21 protein-coding genes are annotated in these 21,922 nt (G+C 63.8%); 8 read left to right on the top strand and 13 right to left on the bottom strand.

Going from position 1 to position 21,922, the window contains the following annotated elements:
* Window positions 1–58 precede the first annotated feature (58 nt).
* Both ABD742_RS01120 and ABD742_RS01115 read left to right on the top strand, forming a co-directional pair.
* Entirely contained in the window at window positions 59–739 is a 681-nt protein-coding gene (locus ABD742_RS01120; protein WP_234754345.1) for a TetR/AcrR family transcriptional regulator, read from the top strand.
* Between the two features lie 58 nt (window positions 740–797).
* Window positions 798–2,009, top strand: a complete 1,212-nt coding sequence (locus ABD742_RS01115; RefSeq protein ID WP_234754347.1) for an aminotransferase-like domain-containing protein — start codon at window positions 798–800, stop codon at window positions 2,007–2,009.
* Window positions 2,010–2,098: 89 nt separating this feature from the next.
* Here ABD742_RS01115 and ABD742_RS01110 read toward each other — a convergent pair whose 3' ends face one another.
* The 5 genes from ABD742_RS01110 to ABD742_RS01090 all read right to left on the bottom strand — a co-directional run bounded on the left by ABD742_RS01110 (window position 2,099) and on the right by ABD742_RS01090 (window position 7,327).
* The gene (locus ABD742_RS01110) at window positions 2,099–3,772 is read right to left on the bottom strand and encodes an amidohydrolase (RefSeq protein WP_234754349.1); all 1,674 of its coding nucleotides are present in this window, start codon (window positions 3,770–3,772) and stop codon (window positions 2,099–2,101) included.
* A gap of 43 nt (window positions 3,773–3,815) precedes the next feature.
* Window positions 3,816–4,814 carry a C-terminal binding protein gene (locus tag ABD742_RS01105; protein ID WP_234754356.1) on the bottom strand — a complete coding sequence of 333 codons (999 nt, stop codon included), beginning with the start codon at window positions 4,812–4,814 and terminating at the stop codon, window positions 3,816–3,818.
* On the bottom strand, window positions 4,804–5,610 hold the full coding sequence (locus ABD742_RS01100; RefSeq protein ID WP_308193901.1) for an amino acid ABC transporter ATP-binding protein: 807 nt from the start codon (window positions 5,608–5,610) through the stop codon (window positions 4,804–4,806). The genes ABD742_RS01105 and ABD742_RS01100 overlap by 11 nt, the downstream gene beginning before the upstream one ends.
* Window positions 5,607–6,341, bottom strand: a complete 735-nt coding sequence (locus ABD742_RS01095) for an amino acid ABC transporter permease (protein ID WP_234754358.1) — start codon at window positions 6,339–6,341, stop codon at window positions 5,607–5,609. Before ABD742_RS01095 ends, ABD742_RS01100 begins: the two co-directional genes overlap by 4 nt.
* 65 nt (window positions 6,342–6,406) lie before the next feature.
* On the bottom strand, window positions 6,407–7,327 hold the full coding sequence (locus ABD742_RS01090; protein WP_234754360.1) for a transporter substrate-binding domain-containing protein: 921 nt from the start codon (window positions 7,325–7,327) through the stop codon (window positions 6,407–6,409).
* 224 nt (window positions 7,328–7,551) lie between these two features.
* Between ABD742_RS01090 and ABD742_RS01085 the strand changes: the two genes are divergently transcribed.
* Complete coding sequence (locus ABD742_RS01085) at window positions 7,552–8,478, top strand: Lrp/AsnC family transcriptional regulator (RefSeq protein ID WP_234754399.1); 927 nt, start codon at window positions 7,552–7,554, stop codon at window positions 8,476–8,478.
* An 89-nt stretch (window positions 8,479–8,567) separates the two neighbouring features.
* Here ABD742_RS01085 and ABD742_RS01080 read toward each other — a convergent pair whose 3' ends face one another.
* The gene (locus ABD742_RS01080) at window positions 8,568–9,662 is read right to left on the bottom strand and encodes a pyridoxal-phosphate-dependent aminotransferase family protein (protein ID WP_234754362.1); all 1,095 of its coding nucleotides are present in this window, start codon (window positions 9,660–9,662) and stop codon (window positions 8,568–8,570) included.
* A 363-nt stretch (window positions 9,663–10,025) separates the two neighbouring features.
* Here ABD742_RS01080 and uraD point away from each other — a divergent pair, with 363 nt between their 5' ends.
* Both uraD and uraH read left to right on the top strand, forming a co-directional pair.
* A complete protein-coding gene (gene uraD, locus ABD742_RS01075) occupies window positions 10,026–10,556 on the top strand; it encodes a 2-oxo-4-hydroxy-4-carboxy-5-ureidoimidazoline decarboxylase (protein ID WP_234754364.1) in 531 nt (176 codons plus the stop codon).
* Complete coding sequence (uraH, locus tag ABD742_RS01070; protein ID WP_234754367.1) at window positions 10,553–10,894, top strand: hydroxyisourate hydrolase; 342 nt, start codon at window positions 10,553–10,555, stop codon at window positions 10,892–10,894. The genes uraD and uraH overlap by 4 nt, the downstream gene beginning before the upstream one ends.
* Window positions 10,895–10,955: 61 nt before the next feature.
* On the opposite strand, the gene ABD742_RS01065 is transcribed toward uraH, so the two are convergent.
* From ABD742_RS01065 to ABD742_RS01040, 6 genes are read right to left on the bottom strand one after another with little or no spacing between them, the layout of a single operon-like run.
* Window positions 10,956–11,738, bottom strand: a complete 783-nt coding sequence (locus ABD742_RS01065; protein WP_234754369.1) for a 3-oxoacyl-ACP reductase — start codon at window positions 11,736–11,738, stop codon at window positions 10,956–10,958.
* A gap of 43 nt (window positions 11,739–11,781) precedes the next feature.
* The gene (locus ABD742_RS01060; protein WP_234754371.1) at window positions 11,782–13,146 is read right to left on the bottom strand and encodes an aldehyde dehydrogenase family protein; all 1,365 of its coding nucleotides are present in this window, start codon (window positions 13,144–13,146) and stop codon (window positions 11,782–11,784) included.
* Complete coding sequence (locus tag ABD742_RS01055) at window positions 13,143–13,943, bottom strand: gamma-glutamyl-gamma-aminobutyrate hydrolase family protein (protein ID WP_234754375.1); 801 nt, start codon at window positions 13,941–13,943, stop codon at window positions 13,143–13,145. Before ABD742_RS01055 ends, ABD742_RS01060 begins: the two co-directional genes overlap by 4 nt.
* Window positions 13,944–13,948: 5 nt before the next feature.
* Window positions 13,949–15,361, bottom strand: coding sequence for a glutamine synthetase family protein (locus ABD742_RS01050; protein ID WP_308193902.1), 1,413 nt, complete (start codon window positions 15,359–15,361; stop codon window positions 13,949–13,951).
* Window positions 15,358–16,092, bottom strand: a complete 735-nt coding sequence (locus tag ABD742_RS01045; RefSeq protein ID WP_234754377.1) for a FadR/GntR family transcriptional regulator — start codon at window positions 16,090–16,092, stop codon at window positions 15,358–15,360. The genes ABD742_RS01050 and ABD742_RS01045 overlap by 4 nt, the downstream gene beginning before the upstream one ends.
* Window positions 16,093–16,150: 58 nt before the next feature.
* Window positions 16,151–17,695 (bottom strand): amino acid permease, encoded by a 1,545-nt coding sequence (locus tag ABD742_RS01040; protein WP_234754379.1) that lies wholly within the window; start codon window positions 17,693–17,695, stop codon window positions 16,151–16,153.
* A 136-nt stretch (window positions 17,696–17,831) separates the two neighbouring features.
* On the opposite strand from ABD742_RS01040, the gene ABD742_RS01035 reads away from it, so the two are divergent.
* The 3 genes from ABD742_RS01035 to purM all read left to right on the top strand — a co-directional run bounded on the left by ABD742_RS01035 (window position 17,832) and on the right by purM (window position 21,054).
* Window positions 17,832–18,215 (top strand): hypothetical protein, encoded by a 384-nt coding sequence (locus ABD742_RS01035; protein ID WP_234754381.1) that lies wholly within the window; start codon window positions 17,832–17,834, stop codon window positions 18,213–18,215.
* Between the two features lie 62 nt (window positions 18,216–18,277).
* Entirely contained in the window at window positions 18,278–19,897 is a 1,620-nt protein-coding gene (purF, locus tag ABD742_RS01030) for an amidophosphoribosyltransferase (RefSeq protein WP_234754383.1), read from the top strand.
* Window positions 19,894–21,054 carry a phosphoribosylformylglycinamidine cyclo-ligase gene (gene purM / locus ABD742_RS01025; RefSeq protein ID WP_234754385.1) on the top strand — a complete coding sequence of 387 codons (1,161 nt, stop codon included), beginning with the start codon at window positions 19,894–19,896 and terminating at the stop codon, window positions 21,052–21,054. Before purF ends, purM begins: the two co-directional genes overlap by 4 nt.
* A gap of 67 nt (window positions 21,055–21,121) precedes the next feature.
* Here the strand turns inward: purM and ABD742_RS01020 are convergent, their stop codons facing one another.
* Window positions 21,122–21,907 carry a VOC family protein gene (locus tag ABD742_RS01020; RefSeq protein ID WP_234754387.1) on the bottom strand — a complete coding sequence of 262 codons (786 nt, stop codon included), beginning with the start codon at window positions 21,905–21,907 and terminating at the stop codon, window positions 21,122–21,124.
* Window positions 21,908–21,922: the final 15 nt, after the last annotated feature.

The raw sequence follows: 21,922 nt of genomic DNA, 5'->3' as shown, positions 1-21,922 counted from the left end.
GACCCACAAGGCGCCCCCACCTGGACCAGCGCGACCAGACAAACGAAGGAGCAACGGCATGAGCGAGACAAACCCGGGCCGCCGCACACGAAGCGTCACAGCGGAAGCGATGGCAGAACGCCGGCAGAGCATCCTGCACCATGCCTCGCAGGTAATCTCCCGCGAGGGCGTGGAGGGTTGCTCCTTCGCCGAACTGTCCGAAGCCTCAGGTTTCAGCATCGGCATGATCCAGCACTATTTCCGGCATCGGGAGCGGCTCATCGGCGCCGCAGTGGAGTACCGGATCGACGAATCCCTAGCCGAATGGCGGCGCATCTACAATCACGGCAGCAACGCCGTGGAACGCCTGCATGACCTGCTGACCTTCTCCATCCAGAGCGACACCCCGTTCGAGGAAGCGTGGGGCTTCTGGCTGCAGATCTACGCCGCTGCCCACAAGAACTCCGAGATCAGGGAAAGCGTCGCAGCGGTCTGGACTTCATGGCGGGGCCTGTTCGTCCGGGCGCTCGAGGAGGCAGTGGACGAGAGGCTGCTCCAACCGGCCCTCGATATTGACGAAGTGGCTACCTTGCTTCTGGCCACGATCGATGGACTCGCTATCCAATCCTTGAACGGGGTCCACAGCTTCTCACCTGCGGAGATGATCGAGACCCTGCACCGCTTTGCCGCCCGGGAATTCGGGATCGACGCCGACGAATTCATCCACAAAAAGCGCTCCAAACTCGCGGACGCACACTAGGACACGAGCCGGGCGCATCGAAGCGCCCCGCCAACAAACGATCAAACGAAGGACCACCATGACCACCACAACAGAGCTGTCCCATATCGACCGGATGGCCAAGCGTGCGGCCGGCTTCCAGCCCTCCCCCGTCCGCGCCGTCTTCGATGTTTCCATGCAGCCGGGCATGATCTCCCTCGCCGGCGGCAACCCCTACCTGCCCGTCCTGCCGATGGAGCGCATCGCCGCCATGGCGTCTGACGTCGTCGCTCGCCGGGGGCTGGAAGCCCTCCAGTACGGCTCGGGTGCGGGAACAGAGGAACTGCAGGCCCTGATCTGCCAGGTCATGGAGCTCGAGGGCATCAAGACGTCGCCGGAAAACGTGCAGATCACGGCCGGCTCGCAGATGGCGCTGGAACTCGTGACCAAGCTTTTCTGCGATCCGGGAGACGTGGTGATCGCGGAAGGACCCACGTACGTGGGCGCGCTCGGCGTGTTCGAAGGCTTCCAGGCCGAAGTAGCCCACGTGGCGATGGACAACGACGGCGTGGATCCCGACCGCCTCCAGGACGTCATTTCCGGGCTCAAAGCCGCGGGCAAGACCATCAAGTTCTTCTACACGATCCCCAACTTCAACAATCCCTGCGGCATCAGCCTTTCCCTTGAGCGGCGGCAGCGTGTGGTGGACATTTGCCGCGCGGAAGGCGTACTAATCGTCGAGGACAACCCTTACGGCCTGCTGAGCTTCGATGGCACGCTCAAGCCGGCCATGCACTCACTCGACCCGGACAACGTGTTCTACCTTGGCTCGTTCTCCAAGATCTTCGCCCCCGGCCTTCGCGTCGGTTGGGTCGTTGCGCCTCAGGAGGTGCGCGGGCGCCTCCAGATCGCCTCCGAGGCCACCACCATCTGCCCCTCGGTCTTGAGCCAACTGGTGGTGGAGCAGTACATCAGCAGCTTCGACTGGCGGGACCAGATTGCCGCGTACAGTGCCGTCTACGCCTCGCGCTGCAAGGCAACCCTGGACGCATTGGCTGCCTATATGCCCGAAGGTACCCGGTGGACCACGCCCACAGGTGGCTTCTTCACCTGGGTCACGCTACCCAAAGGGATCGACACCGAGCACGTTCTCGCGGCGGCCATCGAGGCAGGAGTCGTTTTCGTGCCCGGCAGTGCCTTCTACGCCGACGGCGGCGGCAGCAACCAGCTCCGCATCGCCTTCTCCTACGCCCCGAAGGAGCAGCTCACGGAGGGCGTCAAACGCCTGGCGGAGGCCATTCGCCGGGTCTAAGCAAACCGTCCCGACACGCCGGAAGGCTGCGGGATCGCCGGAAGGCTCCGGCGAACCGGCAGCTTTCCGGCGAACTGGCGCAGGCCTCGTCAGCCCGCGTACACCCGCACGCCGTTGACCCAGGTCTCGAGAACCTCGATACCGCTGATATCGCCTTCCGGTGCCTCCAGAGGGTCCGCGGCGAGGAGCACGAAGTCGGCCAGCTTCTCCGGCTCCAGGGAACCAAGATCCTTCTCACGCCCCATGGCCCGTGCCCCGTTGATGGTGTGGGCGCGGAGGGCCTCGACGACGTCGATCTTGAGATCATCCGAACCCAGTTGGACGCCGGAGCGGGTCTTGCGGGTCACAGATGTCTGGATGGCTTCCAGCGGACGGGGATCGGCAACGGGAGCATCCGAGCTCATCGTCACCGGCACGGCCGCGGCCACGAATTCGCCGAGGGGGTTGAAGCGCTCGCCCGGGGAGCCGATGGCATCCGTGACGCCTGGACCCCAGTTGTAGTAGTGCTGCGGCTGGTTGACGGGCATGATCCCCAGCTCGGCCATTTGCTCGATCTGCTCCAGCGTTGGCAGTCCGCAGTGCTCGATCCTGTGCCGGTGATCCGCCCGTGGCGAAACAGAAAGAGCCTCGCTGACGGCGTCGAGCACCAGCTGGATGGCAGTGGGCGATTGGGCGTGGGTCGCCGTCTGCAGCCCGGCGTTGTGCGCCTTGGCGACGAGGGCACGGTACTCGGACGGCTCATGGTAGAGCGAGCCGGTGCGGCAGGGATCGTCGCGGTAGCCCTCCGGGAAGTACGCCGTCCAGCCGCCCAGAGTCCCATCCGCATAGAGCTTGATCCCGGCGAAGGAAAGGAGGGAATCTCCGAATTTGTCCACGAGACCCAGTTCCAGGACCTCGTCCAGGAGGCTCGACAGGAAGTAGGCGTTGATGCGCGTCACGAGCTCGCCCCGTTCCACGAGGTCCAGGTAGGCGCCAAATTCGCGCTTGGTCACCTGCGCGTCGCCGATGGTGGTCACGCCGTGGCTGAGGAACTCGCGCTGGGCGTGCAGCAGCTGGGCGCGGTGGTGTTCTTTGCTGTCCCCTAGGTGGAAGTTCGGTCCGTGGTGCCCGAGTTTGACGCCTTCATCTCCCGTGAGGATGTCGCAGGCGGCGTCGGAGAGCTCACCGGTTAGCTCGCCGTCGGCGTCCCGGAAGAACGTACCGCCCGGCGGATTGGGAGTCTCGCGGTCCACTCCCGCCTTCGCGAGCACGTAGGAGTTCACCACTCCGCCGTGTCCGCTCGCGTTCATGACGTACACCTCCCGCGTGGTGGAGACTTTGTCGAACTCCTGCCGTGTGGGGTGGCGCTGTTCGGCAAGGTTGCGGTGCTCGTAGCCATAGCCCCGGATCGGAGTGTCCCCCGGGTTGTCGGCCGCCGCCTTCGCCAGCAGTTCAAGCATGGTGGGGATGTCCGGTGCCGCTTCCGGACCGCAATCCACCCAGGACAGCAGCTGTCCGTACATCAAGGGATGCGCGTGCGGGTCGATGAAGCCGGGCACCAGCGTGCGGCCCCGTAGGTCGACGACGTCGGGCACCGCCGTCGTGAGCTTAAGCGCCGCCTCGCGGCACTCCTGTGGCGTCCCGACGGCGGCAACACGGTTGCCGATGACCAGCATCGCCTCCGCGACGGAGTTCAGAGAGTCGACGGTCCGGACGCGGCCGCCGAAGAACAACGTTGCCGGGGGGGCTATGGGGGAAGTTTCATGGGATGCCAGGAATGACATGGGAATGACCTTTGCGTGTTGAAGTTTGCGGTAGGGCCGGAACTCAGCGGGCGGGCGCCAGCTCGAACAACGGGGTGTCCGGGGCTCCGGTGCGGGCCTGGGAAATGACGTTCTGCGCCTGGATCCTGACGTATTCGGCCAGCGTGTAGTCCGAGAGGAAGCCGACGTGGGGCGTCACGAGGATCCGCGGGTGGCCCATGAGCGGGTGGTCGGCAGGTGCCGGTTCGACGTCGAGCACGTCCAGCGCCGCTCCGCGGATGTGGCCGGAGTCGACGGCGGCACGCAGGGCTTCGTCGTCGATCAGCTGCCCGCGGCTGACGTTCACCAGGTAGCTGCCCGGCCGCATCACGGCGAGGCTTTCGGCGTTGATGATGTGCCGTGTTTCCTCCGTGAGCGGCATGTGCAAGGACACGACGGCGGATTCCGCCAGGACTTCTTCCAGGCCAGTCCGGCGGATGCCTGCCTTCGCCAGCATCTCCCTGGTAGCCGGGGTGTCCGGGAGGTAGGGATCGTAGCCGACCACCCCGCCGAAGACACCGGAGGCAAGCTCCCCGAGACGGCCGCCGATCCGACCGAGTCCGATCAAGCCAAGCCGCTCCTGGCTGAGCCGGAACACCCTGCTGTCCGGGCGGCCGTTCCAGTCCCCCGCGGCCACGCGTCGCTGGAAGAACGGGATCTCGCGCGTGACGGCGAGGGCAAGAGCCAGCGCGTGCGAAGCGACTTCCTCGGTGGCCACGCCGGGAAGGTTGCTGACCCAAATGCCGCGCTCCTTGGCGGCATCCAGGTCAACGTTGTCGAAGCCCATGGAGACCAGGGCGATGATCTTCAAGCCCGGGATGGCGTCCATGACCTCGGCAGTCACGGAGGCGTAGCCCACCAGCAATGCCTCCGCGTCTTTCGCCTGCTCCGCGATGACCGCGGGATCCTGGGTGCCGAGGTACCGGACGTCGTAACCGTTGTCCTCGAGCAGGGCGACGCCGGCGGAGTAGTCGAGGTCTTCCATGTCCGTGTAGACGGCGACGGGGCGGAGCTCAGTGGACATGGCTCAAGAACTTCCTGGTGCGCTGGTGCTGGGGGTTGTCGAAGAACTCGTCCGGAGTGGCTTGTTCCACGATCACACCGCTGTCGAACAGGGTCACTTCATCAGCCACCCGGCGGGCGAAACGGACCTCGTGGGTGACCACGATCATCGTCATGCCGTCGTTGGCCAGGCTCTCCATGACGTCCAGGACTTCGCCCACCAACTCGGGGTCGAGGGCGGAGGTCGGTTCGTCGAAGAGTAGGACGTCGGGGTTCATCACCAAGGCGCGGGCGATGGCCACGCGTTGCTGCTGGCCGCCGGAGAGCTCCGAGGGGAAATGCCCGGCACGGTGCGAAAGACCCACGCGCTGGAGCATGGCCATGGCCTGTTCTTCGGCTTGCTTATGATGGATGCCCTTCACGGAAGTCAGCCCGAGCATCACGTTGCGGCACGCCGTCAGGTGCGGGAACAGGTTGAACTTCTGGAAGACCATGCCAATATTGCGGCGCTCCTTGGCGAGTTCGCGTTCGGGGAGCGCCACGGCTCCGCTTGCCTTCTCACGGACACCGATGCGCCTCCCGCGGAGCCGGATCTCGCCGTCGTCGGCTGGCTCGAGGAGCGCCATCAGGCGCAACATCGTGGACTTGCCGGAACCGGAGGGACCCAGCACTGCCTTCACTTGTCCCTGACGGATATCGAATTCGACCCCGCGCAGGACGTGCTGGTCCTGGTAGCTCTTGTGGAGATTCCGCACGCTGAGCACGGGATCGTTGGTGGACCAGGTTTCCGGCATGAGTTCCGGGCCGCTGTGGGTCATGACTGCACTCCTTGGCCGACTGGTTCCAGGATGGATGGCTTCTTGGTTTTGGACCGTGACGTCCAGACGAACTTCTTTTCCACATAGCTTTGGAGAAGCGTCAGAAGGCTGACAATGATGAGGTAGTAGACGATTGCCGCCGCGTAATACTCGGCATAGCGGAACGTAATGTTCACGCCCACCTGGGCCGTGGTCAGCAGCTCCTGCAGGGAAATCACGGAGGCCAGCGAGGAGAACTTCACGAGGCCGATGAACTCATTGCCGGTGGGAGGCAGCGCCGTACGGATGGCCTGCGGCAGGACAACCTTGAGCATGACCTTGACCGGCGACATTCCAAGCGCCCGGCCGGCAAGAGCCTGGCCCTCGTCGATACTGAGCAACGCCGAACGGATGATTTCCGCCATGAAGGCCGCTTCCACGATGCCCAAGCCGATGAACGCGGCGATGAACGGGGAGAACCAGTCCTGGCGAAGGACCGGGAAGAGCTGCGGCAACGCGTTCCAGATGATGAGCAGCACCAGCAGCGCCGGGATGGCCCGGAAGAACCAGGTGTAGATTCCGGCGACGCCCTGGGCGATCCGGCTACGGGAGGTGCGTCCCAGGGCAACGGCAAAGCCGATGGCCGTGGCCAGGATGAGTGAAAGCACCGCGACGGCGACCGACAGGAAAGCCCCGGACACGTAGCTCGGATTCACGAGTTGTTGGACGAAGATGTTGACGTCGAATTCCATCACCAACTCCTTTCGCGATAGGTGGCGGAGGCCGCAGCGCAGTTGCGGCCTCCGCGGGGGGATGGCTAGGGGACGTCGACGATCGTGGAATCGAGCTTGTTATCCTTGGCGATCTTGGCCAGGGTGCCGTCCTGGTGGAGTTCCTTCAGCGCTTGCGCGATGGCGGGAGACAGCGGATCGTTCTTGCGGGTGAACACGCCGAATGTGGTGTCGGCCGGGAAGACTCCCGGGGCCACAGTGAGCTTGCCTTCGTTCTGGCTGGCCATGTAGGCGGCCGCCACATTGGTCTCGATCAGGGCCTCGGACTTGCCGTTGAGGACTGCAAGCACCGTTTCAGCGGTCTTGGGGTATTCGGTGAGCTTGGGCTCGTCCTTGCCGGCTTTCTTGCACTCATCTTTGAGTGCAGTGATGCGCGCGGCGTTGGCTGAGGCACTCTGCGCTGCGACGGAGTGGCCGCACAGGTCCAGAGACGTCTTGTAATTCCCGGCACTGATCGGGGCGGCGAGGATCGCGGGACCGGCGTTCATCACGGCTGAAGCGTCGGCGACGTCCAGGCGGGCCTTGCTCATATAAAGACCACCGAAGATGGCATCGCAGCGGCGGGTTTGGAGCCCCGGCATGAGGCCGTCGAATGTGGTCACTTCGAACTTGGCATCGACTCCCCAGTGTTTGGCGAGCGCCCGGGCGGCATCGGCGTCGAACCCTGCAATGTCACCGCTGGAACCGTTGGCGTAGTACTCCAGCGGCGCGTATTCGGGGTCGATACAGAGGGTGAGCTTGCCGCTCGTGGTGAGTCCCTTCGGCGCGGTAGCCGATGCTTGCCCCGTGGAACTGGGCGAAGCTGCGGCGGAGCAGCCGCTCAACAGCAGGGCCAACGCAGCGGCCGCCAGGGCGGGCTTCGTGAACTTGAGCATGTGCAGATCTCCAATGACTGTTGGGGTCGCGTGGAAACGCGGGTCGGAGTGCGCCGATGTGGCGTTGATCACGATGCTAGCGAAAAAACGGCGCAAATCAAGCGAATCAGTTGTTTAATACTGATGTGACACAGTTTTTGTACGTTCATCACGACTTCTTGATCCAAATCACTTGCCTATCGCTCGACTCGTGAAAGTATTGATTACGACGGCGGCGCTCGGCTCGCCGGGGCGCGGCACCTTCGCCAAGCACCCACTGCCGCGACCCCCAAGACAAGGCGGTTATTGTGAAGACCATGCATGATCTGGACGACAGGCTGATCCGCCTGCTGCAGGCCGATGGCCGCGCCTCGTTCAGCGAGCTATCGAAGCAACTGGGCGTGACGCGCTCCGCCGTGACAGCCAAGGTCAATGAGCTCACGTCCTCCGGGGAACTGCGGATTGTCGCGGCAGTCCATCCGCGCCTCCTGGGACTGACCGCCGTCGCGCACATCTCCATCCAGCTGAACGGTTCCGCACGCGCCGCCTTGGAGAAGCTGGGCCAACTGGACGGCGCCGTGTTCGCCTCCCTCACGACGGGCAGGTACGGCATCATCGCCGAACTCCGCCTGCCCACGGTGGAAAGGCTCTACGAAGACGTCGAGGCCATCCGCCTTTGCGAGGGCGTGGCGGCCGTCGATGTGCTCATGTACAAAGAGGTGGTCCGCAGCCTCTTCCTCGGCAAAGAACCACCGGACCCCCGCCTCGAACTTGATCAGGCGGACCTGCTCCTCATGAGCGAGCTGCAGGTGGACGGTCGCCTTGGTTTCGAGGCCCTCGGCGAGCGGATCGGGCTTTCGGCCAGCGCTGCCAGGATCAGGGTCCTTCGCCTGCTGGAAGCCCGCGTCATGCAGATCGGCCCCATCCGGAGCCGCTCCGGTTCTTCGCGGTCCATGGCCTTTGGCTTCGGAATCTCGACAGCAGCCGGAACCGAGGAAGCAATCGACTTCTTCTCGGCGACGCCCGGCGTGGAGTTCATCGCCAGTTGCCTCGGTAGGCACGATCTCGTAGCCACCGTGGGCGTCAGCTCCCTCGACGAAATGTACGAGGTCCTGGACAAGGTACGCGCGATGGACTCGGTGGCAAGCGTGGAGTGCTGGCTGCACCTGAAAATCGTCCAGGAACGATACGCCAAGCCCCTCGACAAGATGCTCGCGACCAAGGCCCAATCCAACGGCCACTAGCCTCCAGCCTCCCCGCCGACGCTCGCTCACAAACAAGGCCGTCCGGCGCGACGCCCGCTCGGGATTTGGCGGTCATATGTGAACGGGCGTCAGGCTTTGGCGATCGCTTCTTCGAGCGCACCAAGGACGAGCTTCACCGATGCCCTGTTGGCATTCGGACCCATCATGCCGATCCGCCAGACGGTCGACGTAAACGCACCCGCCCCGGAGCCGATTTCCATACTGAAGTTCTCCAGAAGGTAAGCACGGACGGCAGCCGAGTCCACGCCGTCGGGCACTTTGACCGTGGTGAGGCTCGGCAATCGCGAGCCCTCCGCGGCAAACAGCTCAAGCCCTATCGCTTCAAGGCCATCCCGCAACTCGGCCCCGGCTGCATGGTGCCGCGCTTGAACAGCCGCGAGCCCCTCGGCCAGGATGCGGTCCAGTCCGGCCTCGAGCCCGGCGATCATGGTCACGGGCGCCGTATGGTGATACGTCCGGCTGCCGCTCGCCGCGCCAACATACCCACCCAGAAGGCCGATATCGAGGTACCACGAACGCGGCTCCTTGATGCGCCGCTCGAACGCGCGCTCGGACACCGTGAAGGGGGACAAGCCAGGGGGCACTCCCAGGCACTTCTGCGTGCAGGCGTAGCCGACGTCGATCCCCCAGTCGTCAGCCCGGAGTTCCAGCCCGCCGATGGAGGTCACGGCATCCACGATCAGCAGGGCGTCACCTTTGCCTTCACCCAGGGGCGCGACGTCGGACAGGACACCTGTGGAGGTTTCGGCATGGACGGCGGCAATCACCTTGGGATGCGGGTGCGCGGCGAGGACCCGCTCCGCGTCCACGGGCTGGCCCCATTCATGATCGACGCGGACCACCGTGGCGCCGCAGCGCCGGGCGACCTCGCACATGCGCTCCCCGAAAAGCCCGTTGACGGCAATTACCGCCACGTCGCCGTCGGACACTGTATTAACGAAGGCAGCCTCCATGCCGCCAGAACCAGTAGCACTCAACGGCAGGGTGCGGGCATTCCGGGTCCCCCACACCGTCCGGAGCCCGGCGCATGTCCGGTCCAGTCGCTCTATGAACACCGGATCCAGGTGCCCGATCACCGGATATGCCAACGCGGCGGTCACTTCCGGATAGCAATTACTGGGACCCGGTCCGAAGAGATACCGGGAGGTCAGGACCTCTGGCATGGCGGAACTCCTTTGCCTCGTTGCTGACATTGTCCACCAGACGGCAAAGGTGAGCGAGCGTCTCGGTATCAGACGGCAAAGGTGAGCGAGCGTCTCGGTATCAGACGGCAAAGGTGAGCGAGCGTTTCGGTAAACGCCGCCAAAGGTGAGCGAGCGTCGCAGGGCGGGCCGGGAGGACCGGGGTGCGGTATTCTCTTGACACCACGGCAGTCATTGGATTCACTATTACGTATGCTGAAATAACAGTTCCATGATGTGGAAGGCCTGAGGTGCGGAGGCGCGCAGGTCCATCCGGCAGGAATCGCCGGAGTTCCGCATAGCCAACACCATGGATGCCAGCACTCGCACGAGGAATGAACAAGCATGCAGCTTGAAGTATTCAACAGCGTGGACCGTGCGGACGCCATCGACGTCCTCCGCCCATGCCTCGACATCCAGCGTTGGGTGGAGCACATCGCAGATGCGCGCCCCTTCAGCGGCTTGGACTCCTTGCTAGGCTTCGCCCGGGAAACCGCCGAGCCCTTCACCTCGGACGAAGTGGCGGCCGCGATGGCCCATCACCCTCGGATCGGCGAACGGCCCAAGGCCCAGACCACCGAAGCCGCGATGTCCCGCTCCGAACAGGCCGGCGTCGACCCCGGCGATAACGGCGTCGTCACCGCTTTGGCCGAAGGCAACCGCGAGTACGAGGCCAAGTTCGACCGCGTGTTCCTCATCCGCGCCGCGGGCCGGACAGCCAAGGAAATCCTGGCCTCCCTCCAAGAGCGCCTGAGCCACACCGCGGAAGAAGAAGACGTCATCGTGGCGGGCCAGTTGCGCGAAATCGCACTGCTGCGCCTTGCCGGCGTCATCAGCGAAACCAGGGCGAGCAATGAAGGAGTGTCCAACAAATGAGCGTTTCCCAGATAACCACCCACATCCTGGACACCGGCTCCGGACGCCCGGCGGCCGGCGTCGCCGTCGTTCTCTCCGTGCGCGACGGCGACAACTGGAAGCACGTGGCGAGCGGCACCACCGATGCGGACGGCCGGATCAAGGATCTGGGCCCTGAAAGGGTCGACGGCGGCAGTTACCGCCTCAACTTCGCGACCGGCCCGTATTACAAGGCACAAGGCGTGGACACCTTTTTTCCGGAGGTGGACTTGAGCTTCACGGTGTCCGACGCCGGCGAGCACTACCACGTGCCGCTCCTGCTCAGCCCCTTCGCGTTCTCCACGTACCGAGGAAGCTAACCCGCCGATTGCCCCGCCGGCCAGGAGCCCGGTGGGGCAATCGATGGACCTGAAAAGGCAGCTAGTCGATCGGGGTGACGTAGGCTCCGGAGATTCCGCCGTCAACCATGAAGGTCGACGCGGTAATGAAGGAGGCGTCGTCGCTCGCCAGGAAGGCGACCGCAGCGGCCAGTTCTTCGGGCTCGGCGAAACGTCCCAAGGGCACGTGGACCAAGCGGCGCGCTGCCCGCTCCGGATCGGAGGCGAAGAGTTCCTTCAGCAACGGGGTGTTGACCGGTCCGGGGCACAGCGCGTTGATTCGCACACCCTTACGCGCGAATTCGACGCCGAGTTCGCGCGTCATTGCCAGCACGCCGCCCTTGGAGGCGCTGTAGGAGATCTGCGAAGTTGCCGCACCCATCACGGCCACGAAGGACGCAGTGTTGATGATCGATCCCTTGCCCTGCTCCAACATGTATGGCAGCGCGTATTTGCAGCAGTAATAGACGCTCGTCAGGTTTACCTCCTGGACCCGGCGCCAGGCTTCAATTCCGGTGTCGAGGATCGAGGCATCATCCGGCGGCGAAATACCCGCGTTGTTGAACGCTATATCCACGCTGCCATAGTGGCTCTTGGCTGCGGCGAAGAGGTCGATGACTTCCTGCTCGTCTGTGACGTTGACTTTCACGAAGATGCCATCGACGGCGGCCGCGGCCGCTTCTCCAGCTGCCGGATCGATGTCGGCGATGACCACATTGGCACCCTCCGAGGCGAAACGCTTTGCCGTGGCCAAGCCGATCCCGCTGCCGCCGCCGGTGATGACGGCTGTGCGGTCCTTGAGTCGGTTTGAAATGAATTCGGTCATGGTGATCTCTCCTTGAATGATGGGGCTTCCAAAGTTGGTGGGTTCAGTGCGCGATGAAGACGTTCTTTACTTCGCTGAAGGAATCGAGCGCGTCAGGACCCAGTTCGCGGCCCAGGCCCGATTGCTTAAAGCCGCCGAACGGCGTCGAATACCGGACTGAAGAGTGCGAGTTCACCGAGAGGTTTCCGGCATCCACTCCGCGGGCTACGCGCAAGGCCCGGCCAATGTCTTGGGTCCAGATGGATCCGGAGAGGCCGTATTCGGTGTCATTGGCAATCCGCACAGCGTCCGCCTCGTCGTTGAAGGGAACGACGACGACGACCGGTCCAAAGATCTCCTCACGCACCGCCGGGTCGTCAAAGGAGTCGGGAGCCAGGACAGTGGGCGGGAACCAGAATCCCGGCCCTTCGGGCACCTCGCCTTGGAAAGCTATGGGCGCTCCTGAGGGCACGAAGCCCGCGACGGTTTCCCTTTGCCGGGCGGAAATCAAGGGCCCCATGACGGTACTTTCGTCCGCCGGGTCGCCAACTTTGACAGCCCGAACGGCGGGTTCCAAGAGCTCAAGGAAGGCGTCGTAGGCCGATTTTTCCACAAGAATCCGGGACCTGGCACAGCAGTCCTGGCCGGCGTTGTCGAACGCACCACCGGGAGCTGCGGCGGCAGCGGCCTGAAGGTCGGCGTCGGCGAACACAATGTTCGCGCTCTTGCCACCCAACTCGAGCGTCACCCGCTTCACTTGATCAGCACAACCGGCCATGATCTGCTTGCCGACCCCGGTAGACCCGGTAAAGACGACCTTTCGCACAGCGGGGTGGGTCACGAAGCGCGCCCCCACCACGGATCCCTTCCCCGGGATGATGGTCAGCACGCCGTCGGGCAAGCCGGCCTCGCGCGCCAGCTCACCCAGCCTCATCGCGGTGAGCGGCGTAAGTTCTGCAGGCTTGAGTACCACTGTGTTTCCTGCCGCGAGCGCCGGAGCGAAGCCCCACGCCGCGATCGGCATCGGAAAGTTCCACGGCACAATAATCCCTACGACACCCAGCGGCTCGTGGAACGTCACATCGAGGCCTCCGGCAACCGGGATCTGCCGACCGAAGTGCCGCTCGGGAGCCGCCGAGTAGTAGCTGATGACGTCGCGCGCATTGCCCGCTTCCCAGCGGGCGTTGCCGACCGTGTGTCCCGCATTGCGGACTTCCAGTTGTGCGAGGTTCTCCAGATCGGCGTCGACGGCGGCCGCGAACCGGCGCAAGAGCAGTGCCCGGTCCGACGGCGACACCTTCCGCCAGGTTTCAAACGCGCCAGCCGCGCGTGCAATCAGGGCGTCGGTCTCGGCCAGGGACGCCAGTTCAACAGTTTGAAGGAATTCCTCGGTAGCCGGATTGATGATGTCAAAAGTTGTGGCACTCACGCCCAGCTCTTTTCTGTCGGTTTGAATTCCGTCGATGGGTCGAAGCGCTCAGCGTAAAGTTCGCCGTCCCGGTACCTTCCGGCGGCCTCGACGAATCCTTCAAAGAGGCGCAAGTCGGAACCATTTTGTTCCGGGTGGAACTGAACGCCCAACACCCAGCTTCCTTGGGTCGACTCGACGGCCTCGATCGTGCCGTCCGCCGCGTACGCCGTGACGCAAAGCCCTTCGGCAACCCGGTCCAGAATCTGATGGTGATAAACGGGCGCCGATGCCCTCACGCCTAGTTGATCCGCGATGATGCTCCCCGGCCTGGTACAGAACTCCACTTCGCCAAAAACCCCCGAAGCGGGTTGGTAGTTGGCCTCGGGCAGCACGTCCGGCACGTGCTGGATAAGGTTTCCGCCCAGGGCCACGTTCAGGATTTGCGCCCCGCGGCAGATGGCGAAAAGCGGAACCCCCTTCTCCAACGCGGCCAGCGTCAAGGCGAGGTCATGCTCGTCCCGCGCGGGCTGGCTGCGGGTTCTCGGATGAGGCTCGGCGTCGTAATTTCCGGGGTCGACGTCGCTGCCTCCCACCACAATCAGGCCATCCACGAGGTCAAGTACGGAGGTATCCGTGCCGATAGGCGGCAGAAGAAGGGGTGTGCCGCCCGCCGCCACGACGGCCTCCAAATATGTTCCCGGAAGCACCGCTGCCCGCGCGTCCCAATCCCCCCATTTCGCGTCCTGCAGGTAGGTGGTCAGGGCGATCCGAGGCCGTCGGACTGGATCTGGAGCCGGCGTCTGATTCCTAGTCATCGCCCCTACAGCCTTTCGAAACCGCGGCGGAGCTCCCAGTCCGTGATGGCGGACTCAAATGCTGCCAGTTCGACGTCGGCGTAGTTGACGTAGTGCCGCACCACTTCCTCACCGAAGACTTCCTTGGCGATCACGGAGTTGGCGAACAGATCCCGCGCTTCCCGCATCGTCGTCGGCACAGTGGGAGCGCCCGAGGTGTAGGCGCTGCCAATGGTTGTCGGTTCGAGTTCGAGCTCATTTTCGATTCCGTAAAGCCCGCCGGCAAGCATGGCCGACAATGCCAAGTACGGGTTGACGTCGCCACCCGGCAGCCGGTTTTCCAGCCGGGCGCTCTGGCCATGCCCCACGAGGCGCACCGAGCAGGTGCGGTTGTCGAGGCCCCACGCCACCGCCGTCGGAGCGAACGAGCCTTTGACGAACCGCTTGTAGGAGTTGATGTTGGGAGCGTAAAAGAGCGTGAATTCCCGCATCGTGGCGAGGACTCCGGCAATGAAGTGATCGTAGGTTTTAGTGCGGGCGCCGCTTGCCTTGTCCCAGAAGACCAGCTCATCGTCCAGTCCGCGAAGGGACAGGTGGATGTGGCAGGAATTGCCCTCGCGCTCGTTGGGCTTGGCCATGAAGGTAATGGACTGGCCCATGTCATGGGCGATGTCCTTGGCCGCGGTCTTGTAGACGGAATGGTTGTCCGCCGTGGTGACCACTTCGTCGTACTTGAACGCGATCTCGTGTTGGCCGAAGTTGCATTCACCTTTGGCGGATTCCACGGTCATCCCGGCTGCGTACATCTCGTTCCGGATCCTGCGAAGCAGGGGTTCCACACGACCGGATCCCAGGAGCGAGTAGTCCACGTTGTATTGATTGGCAGGAGTGAGGTGCTTGTAGTCCAGGTCCCATGCCTGCTCGTAGGAGTCGTTGTAGACCACAAACTCGAGCTCGGTTCCGGCAAGTGCCTTCCAACCGTGCTCGGCCGCCTTGGCCGTCTGGCGCTTGAGCATGGCGCGGGGTGAAACGGAGACCGGAGTGCCGTCGGTCATGGACAAATCGCACTGGATCAGCGCACTCCCCTCGCGGTAGGGAAGGACGCGGATGGTGTCCAAATCCATGTCGAAGAGCATGTCTCCATAGCCCTTTTCCCACGAGGAAATGTCATAGCCATCTACAGTATTCATTTCGGTGTCAACGGCGAGGAGGTAATTGCAGCCTTCAGTGCCATGCTCCAGGACGGAATCCAGGAAGAATTGCGCGTGAAGGAGCTTGCCCTGAAGCCTGCCCTGCATGTCGGTGAAGCCGAGAATCACGGTGTCTATGGCGCCCTCGCCAATCTGCGCCTTGAGTTGCTCAACGGTGAGCATACGGTCATTGCGAGGGTGAACGGTGGAATCCACGGTGTTCGAAATGTCGTTCATGGTGCTGCTCATTTCAGTAGTCCCTTGAGTAGTGCGGCAGTGGACTCGCAGTGCAATTCCATGACGCTTCGGGCCGCTGCAGGCTCGCCGTCGAGGATGGCCTGCACTATCAATCGATGTTCTTGGTTTGAATGTTCGATATTCCGCTGCAGAAAGGGGATTTCCGCGAGGAATTCGTGGATCTTTGTCTGGATGGTAGTGCTGGCTTTGTTGAGTTCAGATGATCCCGCAACAGCGGAGAAAGCCAAGTGAAGGCGGGCGTCCGCTTGCCTGTATTCCACCGGTGAACCCGCGTTTTCGACCTCGGCCAACGAGTCAATCAGAAGCCGGCGCTGATCCTCGCTGAGCCGCATCGAGGCCGCCCGCTGGCAGGCCCCGGGTTCAATCACCGAACGGAAGATGAGGATGTCGCTGATTTCCTCCTGCCGGTCCTTGTTGCCTAGACGCTCCGGAGGACGGGCGTTGCCGACCGGTTCGACGATGGTTCCGCCGCCCCTCCCCCGGACGGTCGTGACGAAGCCGGCTGCGCGCAACGCGCTGATCGCTTCGCGCAGCGTGGCCCGGGAGACCTGCATACGCTCGGCCAGGTCGCGCTCGGGCGGGAGGCGTTCGCCGGTTTTGAAGATCCCCAGCTGAATTGCCGATCCCAAGTGCTCGACGCATGACTCGAAGGCCATATGTCCACGCGCGGGGAGCAAGACCGTCTCCAGTAGGGGGGATTCAATCGGTTCAACGAGGAACATGGCGACCTTCCTGGCTGGGAGGCCGCCGGCGAAGAACCGCCGGCGGCCCATGGTTGTGCTAGTTGAGCAGCTTATCCGCGTCGATCGTCAGATGCTCCTGTTCGGCGCTCGTCATGAACGTCCGACGCCCCGTGGTGTACCAAAGCACTGTGGCGAGAAGGAAGACGACCACGACGGCGATCGGCGCGTAGTTGAAGGTGTCGATAGTGATGTCTGCGACGGGCGGGAGGACGAAGAGAATCACGATGATGGCGACCCACACAATCGCTACCCAGTTGATGATGGGACTCCACTTGCCCAGGTGCCACGGGCCAGGGGTGAAATTCTTGTTGAGCCTGCGGAGCAACACCGGGGTGATGTACGCGATGTAGAGGCCGATGACGGCAACGCTCGTCACCGCAAAATACGCGGTTGTGTTGAACAGGGCGGGTGAAGCGAGCACAATCGCGCAGCCAACGCAGAGCCAGATGGAATTTGTGGGGGTGCCGCTCCGGGTGTTGACTTTGGCCCAGATGCGGGAGCCCGGCAGGGCATTGTCGCGGGAGAAGGCGTAGGTCATGCGTGAGTTGGCAGTCACTGACGCCATGCCGCAGAAGAACTGTGCGCCCACCACGATGGCGAGCAGGAACTTCGCTACCCCTGGGTTGCCCAGTGCGTCCAGGAAAATCTGTGCCGGCGGCAAGCCGGTTGGCGTGGCACCAAGGGTGGTCAGGCCGTCCTCTGAACCGTTCGGGATGGCAGCGACGAGTGAGTAGAGCAGAATCCAGCCACCAATGATGGAGATGACCACGCTCATGACAATCCCCTTGGGAGCCGCGATGGCTGCGTTCTTGGTCTCTTCGGCAACGTGGGCCGAAGCATCGTAGCCGGTGTAGGTGTACTGCGACATGAGCAGGCCCATGAGGAAGACGTACGGTCCGAAGGTGAAGCCGGTTTCGTTGTGCCACGCCGTCATTGTCCAGTCGAAGGACTGGTGGCTCGTGGGCATGATCCACAGCGCCGCCACGATAATCGCGACGCCCACGATGTGCCACCAGGCGGAGACATTGGACAGGAAACTGACAATCTTGACGCCGAAGCTGTTGAGCAGGGCGTGGATGATCATCAGGACGACGAACAGGGCAAACGTCGCGCCGGCGGTGGGCTCGACGCCGAAAGTCAGCGCCGCAAAAGCCATCATTGTTGTGGCACAGCCAAAGTCGATTGCGGCCGTGACGGCCACTTCACCGAGGAAATTGAACCAGCCGACGTACCAGGCCCAGGCCCTCTTGTTGCGTTTGGCGAGCCTGCCGGCCCAGAAATAGAGGCCACCGGCTGTGGGGTACCGCGAACAAACCTCGGCCATGGAGAGGGCCACGCACAGGACCAAGAGGCCAACGATTGGCCAACCCAGGTTGATGGCAGCCGGGCCACCGGACTTGAGCGCAATGCTGAAGGAGGTAATGCAGCCAGCCAAGATCGAAATGATGGAAAACGAGACTGCGAAGTTGGAGAAGCCGGACATGCCGCGATGTAGCTCTTGCTTGTAGCCAAGCTCGGCGAGGGCCGCAGCATCTGCGTCTTGCACAGCCTGCACCTTCGCTGCCGTAGAACGATCACTCATGATTATTCTCTTTCTAAACGGAAGGGGGGAACGGGCCGACACCGCTCGCATCGATAGTGACCCACTTCACACCGTTCTGTCAATGGTCTGACTTCAGACCACAAACCAACCTCCTCGAAACGGTAGGCTGGAAGGCATGGTTTCTGAGGACTCGAACGTCGACGGCACGTCACAAAGCGGCACGTCACACAACAGCACGGCACGCGACGCTACGTCAGAGGGCGGCACCCCCGAACGCCGCGGGATCACGGTCCGCCGTGCGCCGAAGTTCGTTCCATTCATGGGCCTGGGCGGGGTGCTCGGCATCATCGTTGCCGCGTTCGTGGCCTACGGGATCCCCGGCGACGAGAGTTTCGACACCGGGGCGGTCTTCGGTTTCTTCCTTGTGACCTTTGCCGCGGGCGGCGTGCTGCTCGGTGCCATCGCGGCCCTCGTCCTGGACAAGGTCAGCGTGCGGCGCTCCCGGCGAGCCGTCGTCGAGTCCGTACCCAGCCCGACAGAGGACGACGCCGAGGCATAGGATCCCGGTCACAATGTCGCGTGAGGGAAAGTACCATGCCAACATCATGCGACAATTGACCAGTGGCACGTGGCGACGGAAAACTTTCTCATGATCTTCTCCCCGACGAAAAAGGACCTCAGGACGCTTGTGGCGTCTTCGGGGTCTGGGCGCCGGGCGAAGAAGTAGCAAAACTCACCTATTACGGGCTGTATGCGTTGCAGCACCGCGGACAAGAATCGGCTGGTATTGCTACCAGTGACGGCAAGCGCATCAATGTCTACAAGGACATGGGCCTCGTGTCCCAGGTCTTCGACGAGACAACCCTGAACACCCTCACCGGGCACCTTGCCGTCGGCCACTGCCGCTACTCCACCACCGGAGCAAGCCACTGGGCAAACGCACAGCCCACCCTGGGCGCAACCGCCACCGGCACCGTTGCCCTCGCGCACAACGGCAACCTGACTAACACTGCTGAGCTCCGGGAAATGATCCTCGAGCTCAACGGAGGTCAGTTGACCGGTGAAATGAAGCAGGGCAACACCTCGGATACCGCCATGGTCACGGCCCTCCTCGAAGGCGAAGAGGGCAAGACCCTCGAACAGACCGCGCTTGAGCTGCTCCCCAAGATCCGAGGCGGCTTCTGCTTCGTGTTCATGGACGAAGGCACCCTCTACGCCGCCCGCGATACCTTCGGCATCCGCCCCCTGTGCCTTGGCCGCCTCGAACGCGGCTGGGTTGTCGCCTCCGAGCAGTCCGCCCTGGCAACCGTCGGCGCGAGCTTCATCCGCGAGATCGAGCCCGGCGAATTCATCGCCATTGACGAGAGCGGCGTCCGTTCCCAGCGCTTTGCGGAAGCGACGCCGGCCGGTTGCGTCTTCGAGTACGTGTACCTTGCGCGTCCCGACGCTTCGATTGCCGGGCGCTCCGTGTATGAGTCCCGCGTGGAGATGGGCCGCCAGTTGGCCCGCGAAAACACCCAGGTAGCGGACATCGTCATACCGGTCCCCGAGTCCGGAACTCCGGCCGCGGTGGGCTACGCCGAGGAATCCGGCATCCCGTTCGCGCACGGCTTCGTCAAGAATTCCTACGTGGGCCGCACGTTCATCCAGCCCTCGCAGACCCTGCGCCAGCTCGGCATCCGGCTCAAGCTCAACGCCCTCGAATCCGTAATCCGCGGCAAGCGCGTGGTGGTGGTCGATGACTCGATCGTCCGCGGAAACACCCAGCGCGCCATCGTCCGGATGCTCCGCGAGGCCGGCGCCGCAGCCGTCCACATCAAGATCTCCTCCCCACCCGTCCAGTGGCCCTGCTTCTACGGCATCGACTTCGCGTCCCGCGCTGAACTGATCGCCAACGGTGCCACGATCGAGGAAATCTCCCAGGCCATTGGAGCGGATTCGCTGGCCTACATTTCCGAAGACGGCATGATCGGCGCTACCCAGCAGCCGCGGGAACGCCTCTGTACCGCCTGCTTCACGGGCCAGTACCCCATCGCACTTCCGGGTTCGGACAAACTGGGCAAGAACCTCCTGGAGCGCACCGACCTCGGCGGGCTGCCGACGTCGGGCATCTCCGCCGAAGCCGTGACCGCGGACTCGGAAGACCCGGCCAACAAGCCCGGCGCCACGGGCTGCGATCCCGGACCCGACGCCGAGTTTGAGAACCTGCTGACCGACGCCGATAAGAAAGAGTCTGTATGACCTCCGCATCCTCCGCCGCTGAGAACACCACCGGCATCACCTATGCGTCCGCCGGCGTCGACGTCGAAGCGGGAGACCGCGCCGTCGAACTCATGAAGGACGCCGTCAAGGCGACCCACAACAGCTCGGTACTCGGCGGCGTCGGCGGTTTCGCGGGCCTGTACGACGTCTCCAAGCTGCTCACGTACAAGAGGCCCCTGCTGGCCACGTCCACGGACGGCGTCGGCACCAAGGTCGCCATCGCCCAGGCCATGGACATCCACGACACCATCGGCTTCGACCTGGTCGGGATGGTGGTGGACGACATCGTTGTAGTCGGCGCGGAGCCGCTATTCATGACCGACTACATCGCGTGCGGCAAGGTTGTCCCCGAGCGCATCGCGGACATCGTCCGCGGCATCGCGGCAGCGTGTTCCGTGGCGGGCACTGCCCTGGTGGGCGGCGAAACCGCTGAGCACCCGGGCCTGCTCGGTGAGCACGAGTACGACGTCGCGGGTGCAGCTACCGGCGTTGTCGAAGCCGACGCCCTGCTTGGCCCGGACCGCGTCCGCGCCGGCGACGTCGTGATCGGCATGGCCTCCTCGGGCCTGCACTCCAACGGCTACTCCCTGGTTCGCCGCGTGATCAACCACGCCGGCTGGGCCCTGGACCGCCAGGTCTCCGAACTCGGCCGCACCCTGGGCGAAGAACTGCTCGAGCCCACCCGGGTCTACGCCGCCGACTGCCTGGACCTGGCCCGCGCCTTCCCGGTGAGCGGCCTGAGTGCTGCGCCCGGAGCCGTGCACGGCTTCAGCCATGTCACCGGCGGCGGCCTCGCGGCCAACCTGGCCCGCGTCCTGCCGCAGGGCCTCGTGGCCACGGTTGACCGCGCCACGTGGGAACTGCCCGCCATCTTCAAGCTTGTTTCCGAGCTCGGGAATGTGCCGCTGGCCGACCTTGAGCGCACGCTCAACCTCGGCGTCGGCATGGTGGCCATCGTGTCGCCCGAAATCGCCGACGCCGCTGTGGCCCGCCTCAACGAACGCGGCCTGCCGTCGTGGGTCATGGGTACCGTGGCCGTAGACTCCGACTCGATCATCAAGAGCGGCCCGGACTACGTCCAGGGCGCCAAGGGTGTCGACGGCGGCGCCGTGCGCCTCGTGAACGCCTACGCTTAAGCGTTCTTAACGCAAAAGAGTGCCCACCCAATTGCCGATCCGGCAGTTGGGTGGGCACTCGATTTATTTAGGCACTTTCGCCGGCCATCACGCTAAAGGCTGCTCCGGCGGGATCGCCGAGGACTGCCATGCGGCCGACACCGGGGACATCGAAGGCAGGCGCGAAGACCTGGGCCCCGAGTTCCACGGCCTTAGCCACGGATTCGTTCACGTCCGCAACATTGAAGTAGGTCATCCAGAACGGCGGCACGCCCTCCATAGGCTGCTTCATGGCGCCGGCCACGGACTTCCCGTCCACCACGAACTGGGTGTATTCCTGCAGATCGCCGGCCGCGGCCGTCTCGCTGGAGCATCCCGTCACGGATTCGTAAAAGGCCACGGCCTTGGGGACGTCGTTTGTCTGCAGCTCGCTCCAGACCACCGTGCCCGGTTCATTGACCAACCCGGCGCCGTGGTGGCTTCCGGCCTCCCAGAAACCAATCTGCGCACCCGTCGGATCGGCGGCGAAGAACATCCGGCCACTCCCGTTGGGGACGCTGTCCGGCGGGAAGAGGATGTTGCCACCCGCCACCGCCGCGCGCTCAGCAGCCTCGTCGACCGAATCGACGGCGAGGTAGTTGGCCCAGTAGGACGGCGCACCGGCCGCAGCCATGTCCGGCATCTGCTGCATCATGCCCGCAACGTAGCGGTCCTGCAGCTTGGCCATGTAGTAGGTCATGCCGTTACCGGCATCCATCGCGTCCAATTCCCAGCCGAACAGATCACCATAGAAGGCCTTGGAAGCCTCGACGTCCGACGACGACAGGTCCACCCAACACGGAGTTCCCTGCTTGTAGCTATCAACCTGCGGCATTGCTATCCCTTCGTT

This window comes from Arthrobacter ramosus (genome assembly GCF_039535095.1).
Taxonomy (GTDB): domain Bacteria; phylum Actinomycetota; class Actinomycetes; order Actinomycetales; family Micrococcaceae; genus Arthrobacter; species Arthrobacter ramosus.
This window is presented reverse-complemented; position numbering and strand designations above follow the sequence as displayed.